At 63.2% G+C, this 15,927-nt stretch carries 13 protein-coding genes and 1 other RNA gene; 7 read left to right on the top strand and 7 right to left on the bottom strand.

What is annotated here, in order from left to right; genetic code table 11:
* Position 1: 1 nt before the first annotated feature.
* From HF916_RS36925 to ffs, 7 genes are all read right to left on the bottom strand, one after another.
* Positions 2 to 814: an ABC transporter ATP-binding protein gene (locus tag HF916_RS36925; RefSeq protein WP_168793706.1), complete on the bottom strand. Its 813-nt coding sequence runs from the start codon at positions 812 to 814 to the stop codon at positions 2 to 4.
* A 122-nt stretch (positions 815 to 936) separates the two neighbouring features.
* Positions 937 to 1,974 (bottom strand): ABC transporter substrate-binding protein, encoded by a 1,038-nt coding sequence (locus HF916_RS36920; protein WP_116141133.1) that lies wholly within the window; start codon positions 1,972 to 1,974, stop codon positions 937 to 939.
* A 74-nt stretch (positions 1,975 to 2,048) separates the two neighbouring features.
* On the bottom strand, positions 2,049 to 3,281 hold the full coding sequence (locus tag HF916_RS36915) for a CaiB/BaiF CoA transferase family protein (protein ID WP_168793705.1): 1,233 nt from the start codon (positions 3,279 to 3,281) through the stop codon (positions 2,049 to 2,051).
* A 361-nt stretch (positions 3,282 to 3,642) separates the two neighbouring features.
* A complete protein-coding gene (recR, locus tag HF916_RS36910) occupies positions 3,643 to 4,239 on the bottom strand; it encodes a recombination mediator RecR (RefSeq protein ID WP_168793704.1) in 597 nt (198 codons plus the stop codon).
* 265 nt (positions 4,240 to 4,504) lie between these two features.
* Positions 4,505 to 4,831: a YbaB/EbfC family nucleoid-associated protein gene (locus HF916_RS36905; protein WP_007182071.1), complete on the bottom strand. Its 327-nt coding sequence runs from the start codon at positions 4,829 to 4,831 to the stop codon at positions 4,505 to 4,507.
* Between the two features lie 67 nt (positions 4,832 to 4,898).
* Entirely contained in the window at positions 4,899 to 7,595 is a 2,697-nt protein-coding gene (locus HF916_RS36900; protein ID WP_168793703.1) for a DNA polymerase III subunit gamma/tau, read from the bottom strand.
* A 232-nt stretch (positions 7,596 to 7,827) separates the two neighbouring features.
* Positions 7,828 to 7,926: signal recognition particle sRNA small type (ffs, locus tag HF916_RS36895), an RNA gene on the bottom strand.
* Between the two features lie 444 nt (positions 7,927 to 8,370).
* Here ffs and trxA point away from each other — a divergent pair.
* From trxA to HF916_RS36860, 7 genes are all read left to right on the top strand, one after another.
* A complete protein-coding gene (trxA, locus tag HF916_RS36890; protein WP_006048864.1) occupies positions 8,371 to 8,697 on the top strand; it encodes a thioredoxin TrxA in 327 nt (108 codons plus the stop codon).
* A gap of 237 nt (positions 8,698 to 8,934) precedes the next feature.
* Positions 8,935 to 10,203 (top strand): transcription termination factor Rho, encoded by a 1,269-nt coding sequence (gene rho, locus HF916_RS36885; protein ID WP_006048863.1) that lies wholly within the window; start codon positions 8,935 to 8,937, stop codon positions 10,201 to 10,203.
* 225 nt (positions 10,204 to 10,428) lie between these two features.
* Positions 10,429 to 10,965 (top strand): MerR family transcriptional regulator, encoded by a 537-nt coding sequence (locus HF916_RS36880; RefSeq protein ID WP_168793702.1) that lies wholly within the window; start codon positions 10,429 to 10,431, stop codon positions 10,963 to 10,965.
* Entirely contained in the window at positions 10,962 to 12,518 is a 1,557-nt protein-coding gene (locus HF916_RS36875; RefSeq protein WP_168793701.1) for an MFS transporter, read from the top strand. The genes HF916_RS36880 and HF916_RS36875 overlap by 4 nt, the downstream gene beginning before the upstream one ends.
* 15 nt (positions 12,519 to 12,533) lie before the next feature.
* Positions 12,534 to 13,367, top strand: a complete 834-nt coding sequence (locus HF916_RS36870; RefSeq protein ID WP_168793700.1) for a zinc-dependent peptidase — start codon at positions 12,534 to 12,536, stop codon at positions 13,365 to 13,367.
* A 238-nt stretch (positions 13,368 to 13,605) separates the two neighbouring features.
* Complete coding sequence (locus tag HF916_RS36865; RefSeq protein ID WP_168793699.1) at positions 13,606 to 13,872, top strand: type B 50S ribosomal protein L31; 267 nt, start codon at positions 13,606 to 13,608, stop codon at positions 13,870 to 13,872.
* A gap of 296 nt (positions 13,873 to 14,168) precedes the next feature.
* Positions 14,169 to 15,926 (top strand): ArnT family glycosyltransferase, encoded by a 1,758-nt coding sequence (locus HF916_RS36860; RefSeq protein WP_168793698.1) that lies wholly within the window; start codon positions 14,169 to 14,171, stop codon positions 15,924 to 15,926.
* Position 15,927 lies beyond the last annotated feature (1 nt).

Here is a 15,927-nt window from a genome sequence, read left to right as displayed (position 1 = left end):
TTTATACCGCGGTGAGTTGCTGCTGATAACCCTTCAGCACTTCGTCGCGCAGCACGCTCCAGATCTGCGCATGCAACTCGACGAAACGCGGATGCGAACGGATTTCGGCCACATCGCGCGGACGCGGCAGGTCGATCGTGAATTCGCCGATCGGATGCGTACCCGGCCCGGCCGAGAGCACCACCACGCGGTCCGACATGGCGATCGCTTCGTCGAGATCGTGCGTGATGAACAACACCGCTTTGCGTTTGGCGGCCCACAGGTCGAGCAACTCGTTTTCCATCAGCTGACGCGTCTGGATATCGAGCGCGGAAAACGGCTCGTCCATCAGAATGATGTCCGGATCGAGAATCAGCGTCTGCGCCATCGCGACGCGCTTGCGCATGCCGCCCGACAGTTGATGCGGATAACGATCGCCAAAACCGCCGAGGCCGACGCGCTTCAACCACTCGTCGGCTTTGACGCGGGCTTCGGCGGGTGGCACGCCGTGGAACGCGAGGCCGGCCATGACGTTGTCGATGGCCGAACGCCACGGCATCAGCGCGTCGGACTGAAACATATAGCCCGCGCGCCGGTTGATGCCCTTGAGCGGCTCGCCGAACACGCTGACCGCGCCCGACGACGGCCCTAGCAAACCCGCGCCAACATTCAACAGCGTGGATTTGCCGCAACCGGTCGGGCCGACCACCGAGACGAACTCGCCCGGCGCGATGCGCAACGTGGTGTCTTTCACCGCCGTGTAGCGCTGCGCGCGGTTGTCGCGCGCAGCGAACGTGCAGGTGATGTTGTCGAGCGCCAGTGCGGCAACGGTCATCGTTCAGCTCGCTTCGAAAAATCGGATTGGGTTTGTGATCAGGTCGTGACGCGCGGCGTCGGGACTAAGGCGAACGCGGCTCGCGTCCGCGTCGCCTCACAGCCCGAATGCCTACGCTCTACTCAAGCCTTGACGGTAGTCAGCGCTTTCTTGACGAAGTCGTTGGTCCACGTCTTCGACAGATCGATCGGCTTGCCTTGCACGTTCGGATCGAATGCCTGCAAGGTCTTCAGCGACGTCGCGGGACCGTCCGCCGGCATCAGCCCATCGGGCGACATCGCTTCCTTCACGTGCTGCCATGCGTCCAGATACACCGCGCGGTCGCCGAGCAGGTAGCCTTCCGGCACCGTGTTGATCAGTTCGCTGCCGGTCGCTGTTTGCAGCCACTTGAGCGCGCGCACCATCGCGTTGGTCAGCGCCTGCGTGGTGTTGGGATTCTTCGTGATAAAGCTTTGCGATGCGTACAGACAGCCCGCCGGCATATCGCCACCGAAGACGCTGCGCGTGTCGGCGAGCGTACGCGTATCCGACACCACGCGAATCTCACCGGTACGCTCGAGCTTGGTCATGACCGGGTCGAGATTGGCAATCGCATCGATCTGCCCCGACTGCAACGCGGCGATCGCGCCGGCGCCCGCACCCACGCCGATAAACGCGACGTCTTTCGCGCTCAGCCCGGCTTTCGCCAGCACGAAGCTCGCCATGATCGAGGTCGACGAACCCGGCGCGGTCACGCCGATTTTCTTGCCCTTCAGATCTGCAATCGACTTGTAGTTCGGCATGGTCTTCTTCGAGACCGCCAGCACGATCTGCGGCGCGCGTCCTTGCAGGACGAATTCGCGGAACATCTGCTTTTGCGCCTGCAGCAGCAAGGTATGCTCGAACGCGCCGGACACCACGTCCGCGCTGCCGCCAACCGCCGCCTTCAACGCCTGCGAGCCGCCGGCGAAGTCGGAGATTTCGACGTCGAGCCCTTCGTCCTTGAAGTAATTGCGGCGCTCCGCGATGGTGAGCGGCAAGTAGTAGAACAGGTTCTTGCCGCCGACGGCGATCGCCACCTTGCTGGTTTCAGGCTTGCCCTGCGCGAAGGCGAGCGGCGTGGCGGCGAGCGTGGCGCCCGCGAGTGCGGCAGTGCCGGCGAGAAAGCTTCTCCGTTGCATGGTCTCGAGTCTCCAAACTTTCGTGGTCCGGTTTATCTTTTTAGCGCGGCGCTCGTGGGCGCCGCGTGTGCCGCTCAAACAATCTGTTGCGCGTGCAACCTTGCAATGTGGTCTGCATCATAACCTAGCGATTGCAGGACTTCATCGGTATGTTCACCCAGTTCCGGGCCCAGCCAGCGCGTCTCGCCCGGCGTGGCCGAGAGCTTCGGCGTGACCGACGGCAGCGTGATCTCCTTACCGTCCTGCCACTTGAAACGCTGGATCATCTGGCGCGCCATGAACTGCGGATCGGTGAACATGTCCGCCACACTGTAGATGCGGCCCACCGGTACGTCGGCGGCATTCAGCACCGCGAGGGCTTCGTCGATGGTGCGCGTAGCGAGCCAGGCAGCGATCGCGCTGTCGATTTCCTGGGTGCGCGGCACGCGACCGTCGTTGTGCGCGAGCGCCGGATCGTTCGCGAGATCCCCGCGCTCGATCGCGATCATCAGGCGCTTGAAGATCGGATCGCTATTGCCGCCGATCACGATGCTGCCGTCGCGGCACGGATACGTATTGGACGGCACGATACCCGGCAGCGACGCGCCGGTACGCTCGCGCACCATGCCATAGACGCCGTACTCGGGCACCACGCTTTCCATCATGTTGAAGACGGCCTCGTACAGCGCGACGTCGACGACCTGCCCTTTGCCGCCGTTCACCTGCTTGTGATGCAGCGCCATCAGCGCGCCGATCACGCCGTGCAGCGCGGCAATCGAATCGCCGATCGAAATACCGATGCGCGGCGGCGGCAAATCCGGGTAGCCGGTGATATGACGCAAGCCGCCCATCGACTCGGCAATCGCGCCGAAACCGGGCCGGTCGCGATACGGACCGGTCTGGCCGTAGCCGGACAAGCGCACCATGACGAGTCCGGGGTTGTCCGCCGAGAGCACGTCGTAGCCGAGTCCGAGTTTCTCCAGCAAACCCGGCCGGAAATTTTCGACGACGATATCCGCTTCTTTCGCGAGGCGCCGCACGATTTCCTTGCCCTCTTCGGCCTTCAGATTGATCGTGACGGACTTCTTGTTGCGCGCCTGCACGGCCCACCAGAGCGACGTGCCGCCGACTTCCGGATAGAGCTTGCGCCACTTGCGCAGCGGGTCGCCGCCCTTGGGATCTTCGATCTTGATGACGTCGGCGCCGAACTCGCCGAGAAAACGCGCGGCGAACGGGCCGGCGATCAGCGTGCCGAGTTCCAGCACCTTGACGCCGGCGAGCGGGCCTTGGGGCGCGGCGCTCGCGCCTGATTCAGGGATGGCGCTCATGTGTCTCCTTTTGTCGACCAGAGTTGGCGTTTTAGCGCCGAACTCTGGTCCTATGCAAAGCTGTCGGTCAGAGTTGGCGCTTTAGCTGTCGACTGGAGTTCGCGCTTTAGCGCGTTACTCCGGTCCCATGCAAAGCACTTATGTCGATCCCGAGTTAGTGCTGTAGCACCTACTCCGGTCCCATGCAGCGCGCTCTGGTCCCATGCAAAGCTGTCGGTCAGAGTTGGCGCTTGAGTGCTTATGTAGATCCGAAGTTAATGCTCTAGCACTTACTCCAGTCCCACGCAGCGCGCTCTGGTCCCATGCAAGATGGTTGCCGTTCTGATCCCGATGCGCGTTGCGTTGTAGCTGTTGCCTTGCGCTACATCGAGCGGCGGTCGAGCATGGCGCGGGCGATCGTGCCGGCGTCCACGTATTCGAGTTCGCCGCCCACCGGCACGCCGCGCGCGAGGCGCGTGACGGCCAGGCCGCGCGCCTTGAGCGTCTGGCCGAGGTAATGCGCGGTCGCCTCGCCTTCGTTGGTGAAATTGGTGGCGAGCACGACTTCCTTGACGACGCCATCCGATGCGCGCCGGACCAATCGGTCGAAATGAATCTCCTTCGGACCAATGCCGTCGAGCGGACTCAGGCGCCCCATCAGCACGAAATAGAGGCCGCGATACGTCATGGTCTGCTCGAGCATGATCAGATCGGCAGGCGTTTCGACGACGCACAGCAAAGTGGGATCGCGCTCCTCGTCGAGGCAGACCTCGCAGATCTGCGCTTCGGTGAAGGTGTTGCACTTCTCGCAGTGCTGCAGATGCTCTGTGGCAAACAGCAGCGAGCGGCCGAGTTTTTCGGCGCCGTCGCGGTCGTGCTGCATCAGGTGATAGGCCATGCGTTGCGCGGACTTCGGCCCGACACCGGGCAGCGCACGCAGCGCTTCGACGAGCGCCGACAAGGCGGAAGGTTGTTTCATGCGGATCGGCGTCGAAGTGGGTAGTGCCCGGCTAGCCGGGTGGCGATGCGGTTGATTCGATCGGTTTCCATCATTCCGGCGACGGCCGGCTCGAGGGCGCAAGATGCACGCCTCAGCCGAACCACGGCCAGTTGAGTCAAACCGGAACACGCGTGCAGCGAGGGCAGCACTGGCAGCACGTGCAGCGTGCGCAATTCGCGCGTTCCGTTCACGCCGCGGCGACAGTTGCCGCGGCGCCCGACCCGCCGCCTTGCGGCTGTTTCGCTCAGAACGGCAGTTTGAAGCCCGGCGGCAGCGGCAGACCTGAAGTCATGCCGCCCATCTTTTCCTGGGCGGTGGCTTCGGCTTTGCGCACGGCGTCGTTGAACGCGGCGGCGACGAGGTCTTCCAGCATGTCCTTGTCGTCGGCGAGCAGGCTCGGGTCGATCGACACGCGGCGCACGTCGTTCTTGCAGGTCATCGTCACCTTCACGAGACCGGCGCCCGACTGCCCCTCGACTTCGATCAGCGCGAGTTGCTCCTGCATCTTCTTCATGTTTTCCTGCATCTGCTGGGCTTGCTTCATCAGCCCGGCGAGTTGGCCTTTCATCATGGACATGCTCCTTCTTGATAGCGTGAAATTCGGAAATCGGGCGCGCTAAAGCGTGTCGCGCGGCGAATCAGTGGACCGACGGCGCGCCGTTCGAGCCGGCGTCCGGAGTAATCGGGCGAATCGAACCCGGCACGATGCTCGCGCCGAACTCGCGGATCAGCGACTGCACGAACGGATCGGCGCCGATCTCGCGCTCCGCTTCCTGCTGACGCCGCGCGCGCAGGGCGACGTCGTGCGCGGCGGCCGTGCGGCGCGCCGGACCGACTTCGACGAGCACGTCGACAGCCTGCCCAAGCCTGTCGGCAAGCGCGGCTTTCAGTTTAGCGACCTGCGAGGCTTCCGCGTACTGCGGCACCGGCACGTTCAGTTTGAGCGTGTTGCCTTCGAGCGCCATGAGTTCGCTGTTGAACGCGAGCTGATACGAAATGCCCTTGAGCGGCAGATCGACGGCGAGGGCCGGCCAGTCGCCTTTGAAACCCAGCGGATCGAGCGGCACGGCCGGCGGCAGCGGACGTTGATCGACCACCGGCGCCGGCGTGGACGCTGCGGCGGAATTCACGCGGACGTCGTCTGGGCCGCTGTCGAACACGGGCATGTAGCTGTCGTCCGGCAGGCCGTAATAGCCTTCGTCCGCAGCCGTGAGCGGCATGTATTCGTCGGGCGGCATGTCGTCCCACGGCGGCACCGCCGCGCCGCTTTGCTCGGCGCCGTTGCGCTGTGCGGGCGCTGAAGATGCAGACGCGCGAGCGGCGGGTGCTGCCGGTGCTGCATCCTGCTGCGGCGCACGGCGCGGCGCGCCCGGCGTCGGCACGGGAACGACGACGCGGGGTGCGACCGGTTTCGGCGTAGCGGGCGTGGCGGGTTTCGCGGTCGCTGCCGCAGTCGCGCGGCCACGATCCGACGATACTTTCAAACCGGCGCTGCGCAAGACGTCGAGCGCAGCGCTTGCGCCGCCTGCGCGACGCGGTGCGGTATCGGCTGCGGGCGGCGGCTCCTGCGACGGTGCTGCTGCAGCGGCCTGCTCGGTGCGTGCAAGCGCGGCGGCTGCCGGTGCGCTCAGCGAAGACGCGGGCGCTGAGTCGTCAAGGGATGCGGCTGCGGGGACGTCGTTCGTCTCCGAACCGGAGGGGCCAGCGGTTACGGAAGCTTCGTTCGCCGCCGAGTCGGCTGGCGCGTCATCCCACGGCGCCAAAGCGATGGCCGCTGAGGCTGCTGGCGACGCGGATGCTGCTGCGACGTCGTCCACTGCCGACAACAGCGCTGAACTCACCTCGTGAGCAACCGGCGCCGACTCGGCAGCGATTGCCGGTTCTGCACCAAGCGATTGCTCTACGGCTACGCTTTGAGCAGCATCCGGCGGCGTAGCCTGAATACTGTTAACAGCCGCCTGCACTTCAATTGCGCTATTGGCTTGCTGCGCAGGCTGAACCGATGCGCCAACCGCAGCGCCCTTGTCCACCGCCGCAGTATTGCCAGACTGCGTCTCACGGATCGGCGCGGCAGCGTTCACGCTCACTTCACGCGAACTCCCCGACACAGGCGTCGCGGCCGCCGTCGCGGGCAAACGCGACGCGCCCTGCTGCGCGGCCACGACCGGCGCGCCGGCACGTTTCGCTCCGTTCGCCCCCGCCTGGCCAGTCGGACGCGCCGAACCCACTGCGCCACCGCCGCCGCCCGTGGGCGCCGGTTCGAACGCGAGCATGCGCAGCAGCGTCATGGTGAAGCCGGCGTATTCGTCCGGCGCGAGACCCAGTTCGCTTCGACCGATCGTCGCGATCTGATAGAACAATTGCACCTGCTCAGCGCTCAGCGCTTCGGCGAAGCGGCGCAGATCGCCGGCCTCGGGCCACTCGTCCAGCACCGACGACGGCGCGAACTGCGCCCACGCGACCCGATGCAGCAAACTCGCCAGATCCTGCAATGCCGTCGAAAACGACAGGCTGCGCAACGCCATCTCGTCGGCGACCGACAGCACCGCGGCGCCGTCGCCGTCCGCGAGCGCGTCGAGCAGACGAATCAGGTAGCTCTGGTCGAGCGCGCCGAGCATGCCGCGCACGGCTTCTTCATTCACCTGATTGGCCGAATAGGCGATCGCCTGATCGGTCAGCGAGAGCGCGTCGCGCATCGAACCGTCCGCCGCGCGTGCGAGCAGACGCAGCGCCTGGGCGTCGTACGGCACCTTCTCTTCGCCGAGAATGTGCTCGAGATGCGACACGATATGGCCGGCGGGCATCTGCTTCAGATTGAACTGCAGACAGCGTGACAGCACCGTAACCGGAATCTTTTGCGGATCCGTCGTAGCGAGAATGAACTTGACGTGCGAAGGCGGCTCTTCCAGCGTCTTCAACATGGCGTTGAAGGCGTGGTTGGTCAGCATGTGCACTTCGTCGATCATATAGACCTTGAAGCGCGCATCCACCGGCGCGTAGACGGCGCGCTCCAGCAGCGCGGCCATTTCGTCGACGCCGCGATTACTCGCCGCGTCCATCTCGACATAATCGATAAAGCGCCCTTCGTCGATCTCGCGGCACGCGCGGCACACGCCGCACGGCGTGGAGGTCACGCCGGTTTCGCAATTCAGCGCCTTGGCAAAGATGCGCGACAGCGTGGTTTTGCCGACGCCGCGTGTGCCGGTAAACAGATAGGCATGGTGCAGACGGCCGCCGTCGAGCGCGTGCGTGAGCGCGCGCACCACGTGCTCCTGTCCGACGAGCGAAGCGAAATCCTTCGGCCGCCATTTGCGTGCGAGAACTTGATAGGTCATCCGGAAATTGTATCAGTAACGATGCCGCGCAAAACCGATTCGCGACGGCACGCGAACGCATGCTGTCACTTCATTGGAAGTGACTAACGGACCGATAGAAAAAAATAGATGAGGCGCGCGAGAAACACCATCAGGCATGACTGCATGCCGCTGCACTCAGGGTAAAACAGGAGATGGAATGTGTTTGCGGAAGAACCCGCGGAGAACAACAAGGACAAACAGAAAAAAGGAAGGTGACGAGCCCGACCCTCGGCACTGGTGGAAAACGGCTGTGGCTGCTTCGTTCCCGACCTGACCAGATTGACCATCCCTCCATGCGAGGAGGCCCGTCACGAAACATTCTATCACCGCTTGGGCCGTCGTGCGACTGTTAATACGAGCAAAGCGTCAACGGCGCGCCGAATCGCCCCCTTCGCACCATATAGGCGAATGTCGCGACCAACCCGTGTGGACGCCACTTGCGTTTGGCCATCGAGCCACCAGATAGGTTGCGTCATGGTTGATGAAACACGGTGGCACTTCATCGGCAGCCGTTGGCCCCACTGCCCCTGATGGATACTATCGCCCCCGGCAACGCATAGCGAATTAAGCTAAACTGCCGTACGGATGACCCGCAAACGCGAGCCTTCTGCATATTCCGAAACGGGTTTTCACCTTTTCCGGCGTGTGTCGGCAAGGCTCCGGTTGCGGCAAAGCGAACGGAAGTTTCCTTAGGTTTTGACGTATCGTGGCGAGCAATTCAGGCGGGCCTCGAACCGATAGAGGTATTCATACAATGAGCGAACAAATCAAGCATATTAGCGACGCATCGTTCGAACAGGACGTCGTGAAATCCGATAAACCCGTGCTGCTCGATTTCTGGGCTGAATGGTGCGGCCCGTGCAAGATGATCGCGCCGATCCTCGACGAAGTCGCGAAGGATTACGCCGATCGCCTGCAAATCGCCAAGATCAACGTCGACGAACATCAATCGACGCCGGTCAAGTTCGGCGTGCGTGGCATCCCCACGCTGATCCTGTTCAAGAATGGCGCTGTCGCCGCGCAGAAAGTCGGCGCACTGTCGAAGTCGCAACTCACGGCGTTCCTCGACGGCAATCTGTAAAGCGGTCACATCGGCGCGCTGCGAGCCCTCTGAGGCCCGCGGGCGCGCTGCGTTGAGCGTGTTGTCAGCCGGCAACATGCTCAACAAGAAAGATGCCATGCCGTCGCACTGACGGAAACTGGCGTGTGCTATGCTAGAATCCGCAAAACGTCGAAAAGACGTGTAAGTCCTTGAGCGGTTCCGCTCACTCTCCTCCCAGATTTCATTTCGTCGCACCTTCTCCTGCGGGTTCTCCGTATGCATTTATCCGAGCTTAAGACTCTGCACGTGTCCGAATTGATCGAGATGGCCAATGGCCTCGAGATCGAAAGTGCGAACCGCCTGCGCAAGCAGGAATTGATGTTCGCCATTCTAAAAAAACGAGCCAAAACGGGCGACACGATCTTCGGCGACGGCACGCTTGAAGTGCTGCCGGACGGCTTCGGCTTCCTGCGTTCGCCGGAAACCTCGTACCTCGCCAGCACGGATGATATTTACATCAGCCCGTCGCAAATCCGCCGTTTCAACCTGCATACGGGCGACACGATCGAAGGCGAAGTGCGTACGCCGAAAGACGGCGAACGTTATTTCGCGCTGGTAAAGGTGGACAAGGTCAACGGCCAGCCGCCGGAAGCCTCGAAGCACAAGATCATGTTCGAAAACCTGACGCCGCTGCATCCGAACAAGGTGCTGCTGCTCGAACGTGAAATGCGTGGCGAGGAAAACGTCACGGGCCGCATCATCGACATGATCGCGCCGATCGGCAAAGGCCAGCGCGGCCTGCTGGTCGCATCGCCGAAGTCCGGCAAGACCGTGATGCTTCAGCACATCGCCCACGCGATCAAGCAGAACCATCCGGATGTCGTGCTGTTCGTGCTGCTGATCGACGAACGCCCGGAAGAAGTGACCGAAATGCAGCGTTCGGTGGCGGGCGAAGTGATCGCCTCCACGTTCGACGAACCGGCCGCGCGTCACGTTCAGGTCGCCGAAATGGTGATCGAAAAAGCCAAGCGCCTCGTCGAAATGAAGAACGACGTGGTGATTCTGCTCGACTCGATCACGCGTCTCGCGCGTGCGTACAACACGGTCGTGCCGGCCTCGGGCAAGGTGCTGACGGGTGGTGTCGACGCCAACGCGCTGCAACGTCCGAAGCGCTTCTTCGGCGCGGCGCGCAATATCGAGGAAGGCGGTTCGCTGACCATCATCGGCACGGCGCTGATCGAAACCGGCAGCCGCATGGACGACGTGATCTACGAAGAATTCAAGGGCACCGGCAACATGGAAGTGCACCTGGAGCGTCGTCTTGCTGAAAAGCGCGTCTATCCGTCGATCAACCTGAACAAGTCCGGCACGCGCCGCGAAGAACTGCTGATCAAGCCCGAAGTGCTGCAAAAGATCTGGGTGCTGCGCAAGTTCATTCACGACATGGACGAAGTCGAGTCGATGGAATTCCTGCTCGACAAGATCCGCCAGACGAAGAGCAACTCCGAGTTCTTCGACATGATGCGTCGTGGTGGCGGCAGCTAAGGCCTTGGGCTGATGTAGCCGCACTAGTCGCTTCATCCGCATCGCATAGAAAAACCGCTCGTCGCAAACGAGCGGTTTTTTTTCGTCCTTCTTTTTTTGCCATCCCCGCACGGCGCGTAAACCAAGCCAACTGTCCAACGTCAACAACGTCTAGCGCCTCAACGTGTACGTGAACGTACACGTTGCAGTACAATGCGACCAGCCCGTCATGTCTGCCACACGCCTATGTCCATGGACTCACCCACACTGCTGACGGTGCGTGACGCCGCCGAACGTCTCGGCGTCACGCCGCGCACCCTGAAGTACTACGAGGAACGCGGCCTCGTGTCACCCACGCGCAGCGAAGGCCGCTACCGGCTTTACGACGAGGACGATCTGAAGCGCTTCGGCCGCATTCTGCGTTTGCGCTCGCTCGGCTTCTCGCTGCACAGCGTCACCGAAATGCTCAAGCGTCCGCTCGAACCCGTCGACGGCGGTCACCGCTACTCGACTGAATCGCTACAGCAGATTCACGACGCCATCGAACAACAGGTCGCGGCACTCGATGCGCGCATCGAAAGCATGCGTCGCGAACTGAAGGAAGCGCAGAAGCTGCGCGCCGAACTAAGCCCCGACCTCGACTATCTCAAGCGGCGTCTCGCCGGCGAGAATGCGGAGGCGCTCCTCGAGCAACGCCGCAACGCGCGCACCAAGGCAGCCAACGCGACACCTTCAAAACAAGCAAAAGAACCGGACGACCCCACGCCGGGCGAATCCTCATGAGCGCCACATCGCCGCGTGTATCGTTGTTCAGCGTCGAAAAACTGCGCGGCGATTTCTTCCCCTGGGTGCTGGCCGTCGTCACCGGTCTCGACTATTTCGACAATTCGATTTTCTCGTTTTTCACCAGCTATATCGCCGGCGGCATCAATGCGTCGCCCGATGAACTGGTGTGGGCGTCGAGCGCCTATGCGGTCGCGGCGGTGCTGGGCATCCTGCAGCAGCAATGGTGGGTCGAACGCTTCGGTTACCGGCGCTACGTGGCCGGCTGCATGCTGCTCTATGCCGGCGGCGCGATGGCCGCGGCGCTGTGCGAATCGTCGATCGAACTGGCGTTGGCGCGTGGCTTTCAAGGCTACTTCATCGGCCCGATGATGGGCACCTGCCGCATCCTGATCCAGATGAGCTTCAAGCCGCAGCAGCGGCCCGCGGCCACTCGCGCGTTTCTCGTGCTGATCGTCCTGAGCAGTGCGCTCGCGCCGCTGATCGGCGGTCAGTTGATCGCGCATTTCGACTGGCGCGCGCTGTTCGCGTGCACGGCGCCCGTGGGCGTGCTGTTCGCCGTGCTGGCCTTGCTCGCGCTGCCCGACTCCGGCAACCGTCTGCCCGAGGAACGCGGCTCGGCGCATTTCTGGCCGTACATCATCTTCGCGTTCGCACAAGGCGCGCTGCAAATCGTGATGCAGCAGGTGCGCTTCCAGTTGTTCAGCGCGTCGCCCGGACTGATGCTGCTGACCGTCATCGGGATCGTCGCCCTAGGCTGGTTCGCCTATCACCAGTGGCATCATCCCGCGCCGCTCGTGCGCCTCCATGCGTTGCGCGAGAAGGTCTTCCAGGTCGGGCTCGTGCTCTACATGTTCGACTACTACATCTCGACGGTGTTCAGCTATCTGATCTCGCGCTTTCTCGAAAGCGGACTCGGCTATCCGGTCGAAAACACCGGGCAACTGGTCGGCATGACGTCGCTGATTTCGGCGAGCGCCCTGTTCATCTATTTGCGTTATGCGAAGCTGCTGCCGCGCAAGAAGTGGATCATCGTGCCGGGCTTCGCGGTGGCCGCGTTCGCCGCGGCGTGGATGACGCGCATGTCGCCCGGCGTCGGCGAGGCGGCGTTGATGCTGCCGCTTTTGTTGCGCGGCTTGCTGTTGCTGTTCATCGTGCTGCCGGTCGCCAATCTGACGTTCAGAATTTTCGCCATCGAAGAATTCACGCACGGCTACCGGCTGAAAAACATCGTGCGGCAACTGACGATATCGTTCGCGACGGCCTCCGTGATCATCGTCGAGCAACATCGGCAGGCGCTGCACGAAACTCGCCTCGCGGAGTTCGTGAATCCGTACAATCCGGTGTTCCAGAACTCGCTCGCCGCGCTGACGAACGGCTTTGCCGCCGCCGGCCGCTCGCCGTCCGAAGCGCACTCGCTGGCGATCGTGGAAATCAGCCGCACGGTCGCGCAACAAGCCAGCTTTCTGGCCTCGCTGGACGGCTTCTACTTCCTGATCGGCGTGGCGATATACGGCGGCCTGTTTGCCGCGTGGCAAAAACAGATCGACTAAAGGTTGCTTCAGGCCATGCTCTCGAAACTGACTCAATGGTTCGGCACACGCCGCCGCGACCGCGCGCTACGCGACTACGCAATCGACGATTGGCTCTGGCAAGCCACGCTCGACGTCCTGCCATTCCTCGCGCACCTCGATGCGCCGGACCTCGTGCGTTTGCGCGAACTGACGAGTCTGTTCCTCGCGCAAAAGGAATTTTCGACCGCGCACGAGCTGGAGCTCACCGACGCGATGACCGTGGCGATCGCCGCCCAGGCGTGCTTGCCGGTGCTGAACCTGAGCCTCGATCTGTATCGCGGCTGGGTCGGCGTGATCGTCTATCCGGGCGAGTTCGTGATCCGCAAAACCGTCGAAGACGAAGACGGCGTGGTGCACGAAGTCGAACAGGACGCAAGCGGCGAGGCATGGGAAGGCGGGCCCGTGGTGCTGTCGTGGGAAGACGCGCAGATGACGGACGGCACGGACGCCTACAACGTCGTGATTCACGAATTCGCGCACAAGATCGACATGCTGAACGGCGAAGCGGACGGCCACCCGCCGCTCATGCGCCGCTGGCACGCCCCGCTCGATTCGCAGGCTTGGGCCGACGTGTTCGACCACGCTTACGACCACTTCTGCGCCAAGGTCGACGCGGTGCCGGAGCGCCGCTGGGCGCGCTTCGAGCGCGACTCGCTGATCGATCCGTACGCGGCGGATCATCCGTCGGAATTTTTTGCCGTTTGCAGCGAAGCGCTATTCGTCCAGCCGCAGGCGTTCGAAGCCGAGTATCCGCAGCTGTACCGGCTGCTCGCGCAGTATTACCGCCAGGATCCGGCGCGGGTCGGTGTGACGTTCACGTCCTCCTGACGCGCAACGCCCGCCAGGCAAGGGCGGCCGCCCAGCGCGCGGGCCGGCCGCGAGCGGGCAAGACAGGCGTTAAAACGGCACGCACTGCTAGCAAAAAGCCACCGCAAAAGTCGTCAAGCGACTGATTTTCTGGCATAATCGCCGTTTTTCGACCATAGGCAAGTGGCTCGCGCCTAGATGCGGATCGTTTAAATACGGCCGCACGCGGGTTGGCTACCGCCAGATTAAAGGAAAGACCATGAAAGAAGGCATTCACCCGGATTACCGCGAAGTCCTGTTCATCGACATGTCGAACGACTTCAAGTTTGTGACGCGCTCGACCATCCTGACGCGTGAAACCGCCGAATTCAACGGCAAGACCTACCCGCTCGCCAAGATCGAAGTGTCGTCGGAATCGCATCCGTTCTACACCGGCCAACAAAAGATCATGGACACGGCAGGCCGCGTCGAGAAGTTCAACAAGAAGTTCGGCTCGCGCGCTACCGGCAAGGCAGCAGCGAAGTAATACCTGGCTCGTCGCCGGCGCTGGCCGGCAGCGAAGCAGGAGCAAAAAGGGCAGCGCGAGCTGCCCTTTTTTGTCGCCTGGCGGATCGTCCATAGCCAATGCCGCGGCGACAAACGCACGAGCACGGCGCGGCGCCAATACCGTGCTACAGCTTTCCCGACGACGTTGCGAGCCGTTACCGGCCGTGACGCGCATCGCACGGCACGACTACAATGCCGGATGCTCCAAATTGGCCATTCCAGCCGGACATGCCGTCCGGTCCCGGGTGCACCGCTTATCCGATATCCACATACCGCATGAGACCTGTCGTTCGCCTCACTGCCTCAGCGACCAGTGCGTTGCCACGCTGGCTGCTGCTGACCATCTGTATCGTCTACGCATCGTTCGGGCTATTCGGCCGCGATCCGTGGAAGAACGAGGATGCAGCTGGCTTCGGCGTCATGTGGACCATGGCGAACGGCGGCGCGCACGACTGGCTGCTGCCGAATCTGGTCGGCAAATACCTCACTGAAGACGGTCCGTTCGGCTACTGGCTCGGCGCCGGCGCGATCCGCGCGCTCGCGCCGTGGGTCGACGCGAGCAACGCCTCGCGCGTCTTCACCGGCCTGATGTTCTGCGCGGGCTGCGCGTTCGTCTGGTATGCCGCTTACCTGCTCGGCCGGCGCGCCGAAGTCCAGCCGTTCAAATACGCATTCGGCGGCGAGCCGGAACCGCGCGACTACGGCCGCACGCTCGCCGACGGCGCGCTGCTGATCCTGCTCGCCTGCTTCGGCCTCGCCGAGCGCGGCCACGAAACCACGCCGCAGCTCGCGCAGTTCTTCGGCATCGCGATGCTCGTGTACGGGCTCGTGCGCATGATCGACAAGCCGATTCAGGGCGCGCTCATCTGGGGTCTCGCCATCGCGCTCGTCGTCCTGGCCAGCAGCCCGGTGCTGGTCGGCGCGCTGCTGCTCGGCACCCTGGCGATGACCCTGATCGTCCGCGAAACGCGCTCGCGCTGGCTGCTGCTGGCGGGTCTGCCGGTGGCGCTCGTGCTGTCCGTGGCGTGGCCGATCGCCGCGCTCGCCGCCTTCCCCGACGACGCCGTCTGGTACCTCAATCAATGGGTGCACGTCAGCTTGAGTTCGTTCGCCGGGCCGCCCGGCTCGGTCGCGGGCTATGCGCTGAAAAACCTGCCGCTTTTCACGTGGCCGGCGTGGCCGCTGGCACTCTGGGCGTGGTTCAGCTGGTCGGGGCTGCGGCGCGCGCCGCACGTCGCCATTCCGCTTTCGGTGATCGGGCCGCTGTTCGTGCTGGTCGTGCTGCAGAGCCATCAATCGAACCGGCTGTACATGCTGCTGCTGCCGCCGCTCGCGGTGCTGGCCGCGTTCGCGCTGCCCACCCTCAAGCGCGGTGCGATCAACGCGATCGACTGGTTCGCGCTCCTGAGCTTCACGATTCTCGGCAGCTTCGTCTGGCTGGTCTATATCGCGGGGCTGACCGGCTTCCCGCATCCGCTCGCGCGCAACCTCGCGCGTCTCGCGCCGGGCTTCGCGCCGCAGTTCAAGATCCTGTCGTTCGTGTGCGCGGTTGCCGTGACGATCTGCTGGTTCGTGCTGGTGCAGTGGCGTCTCGCGCGCCATCCGAAAGTCTTGTGGCGCAGCGTGGTGCTTTCGAGCGCCGGCACCACCTTGATGTGGGTGCTGCTCATGACGTTATGGTTGCCGGTCGTCAACTACAGCCGGACCTATAAGGACGTCGCCGAACAGATCGCCGCCCATCTGCCGGACGACTACACCTGCATCTCGCCGGTGCGCCTCGGCAATGCGCAGATCGCGACCTTCGCCTATTTCGGCGACATGCACTTCTCCTTCGACCAGGACTGCGACGTGATTCTGCGTCAGGATACGCAGGACTACGGCGAACCGAGCGCAATGTCCGACTTCGTCTGGAAGCTGGTGTGGGAAGGCCGCCGCGTGGCTGACCGCGACGAACGCTTCCGTCTGTACGTGCGCATCGACCGTCCGAAGCCGCCGGTCGTCAAACGCCGCAGCTGGCACAAGAAGTCCGACTGAG

Source organism: Paraburkholderia aromaticivorans (genome assembly GCF_012689525.1).
Lineage (GTDB): Bacteria > Pseudomonadota > Gammaproteobacteria > Burkholderiales > Burkholderiaceae > Paraburkholderia > Paraburkholderia aromaticivorans_A.
The sequence above is the reverse complement of the archived record's forward strand: the minus strand, read 5'-3'. Positions and strand labels throughout refer to the sequence as shown.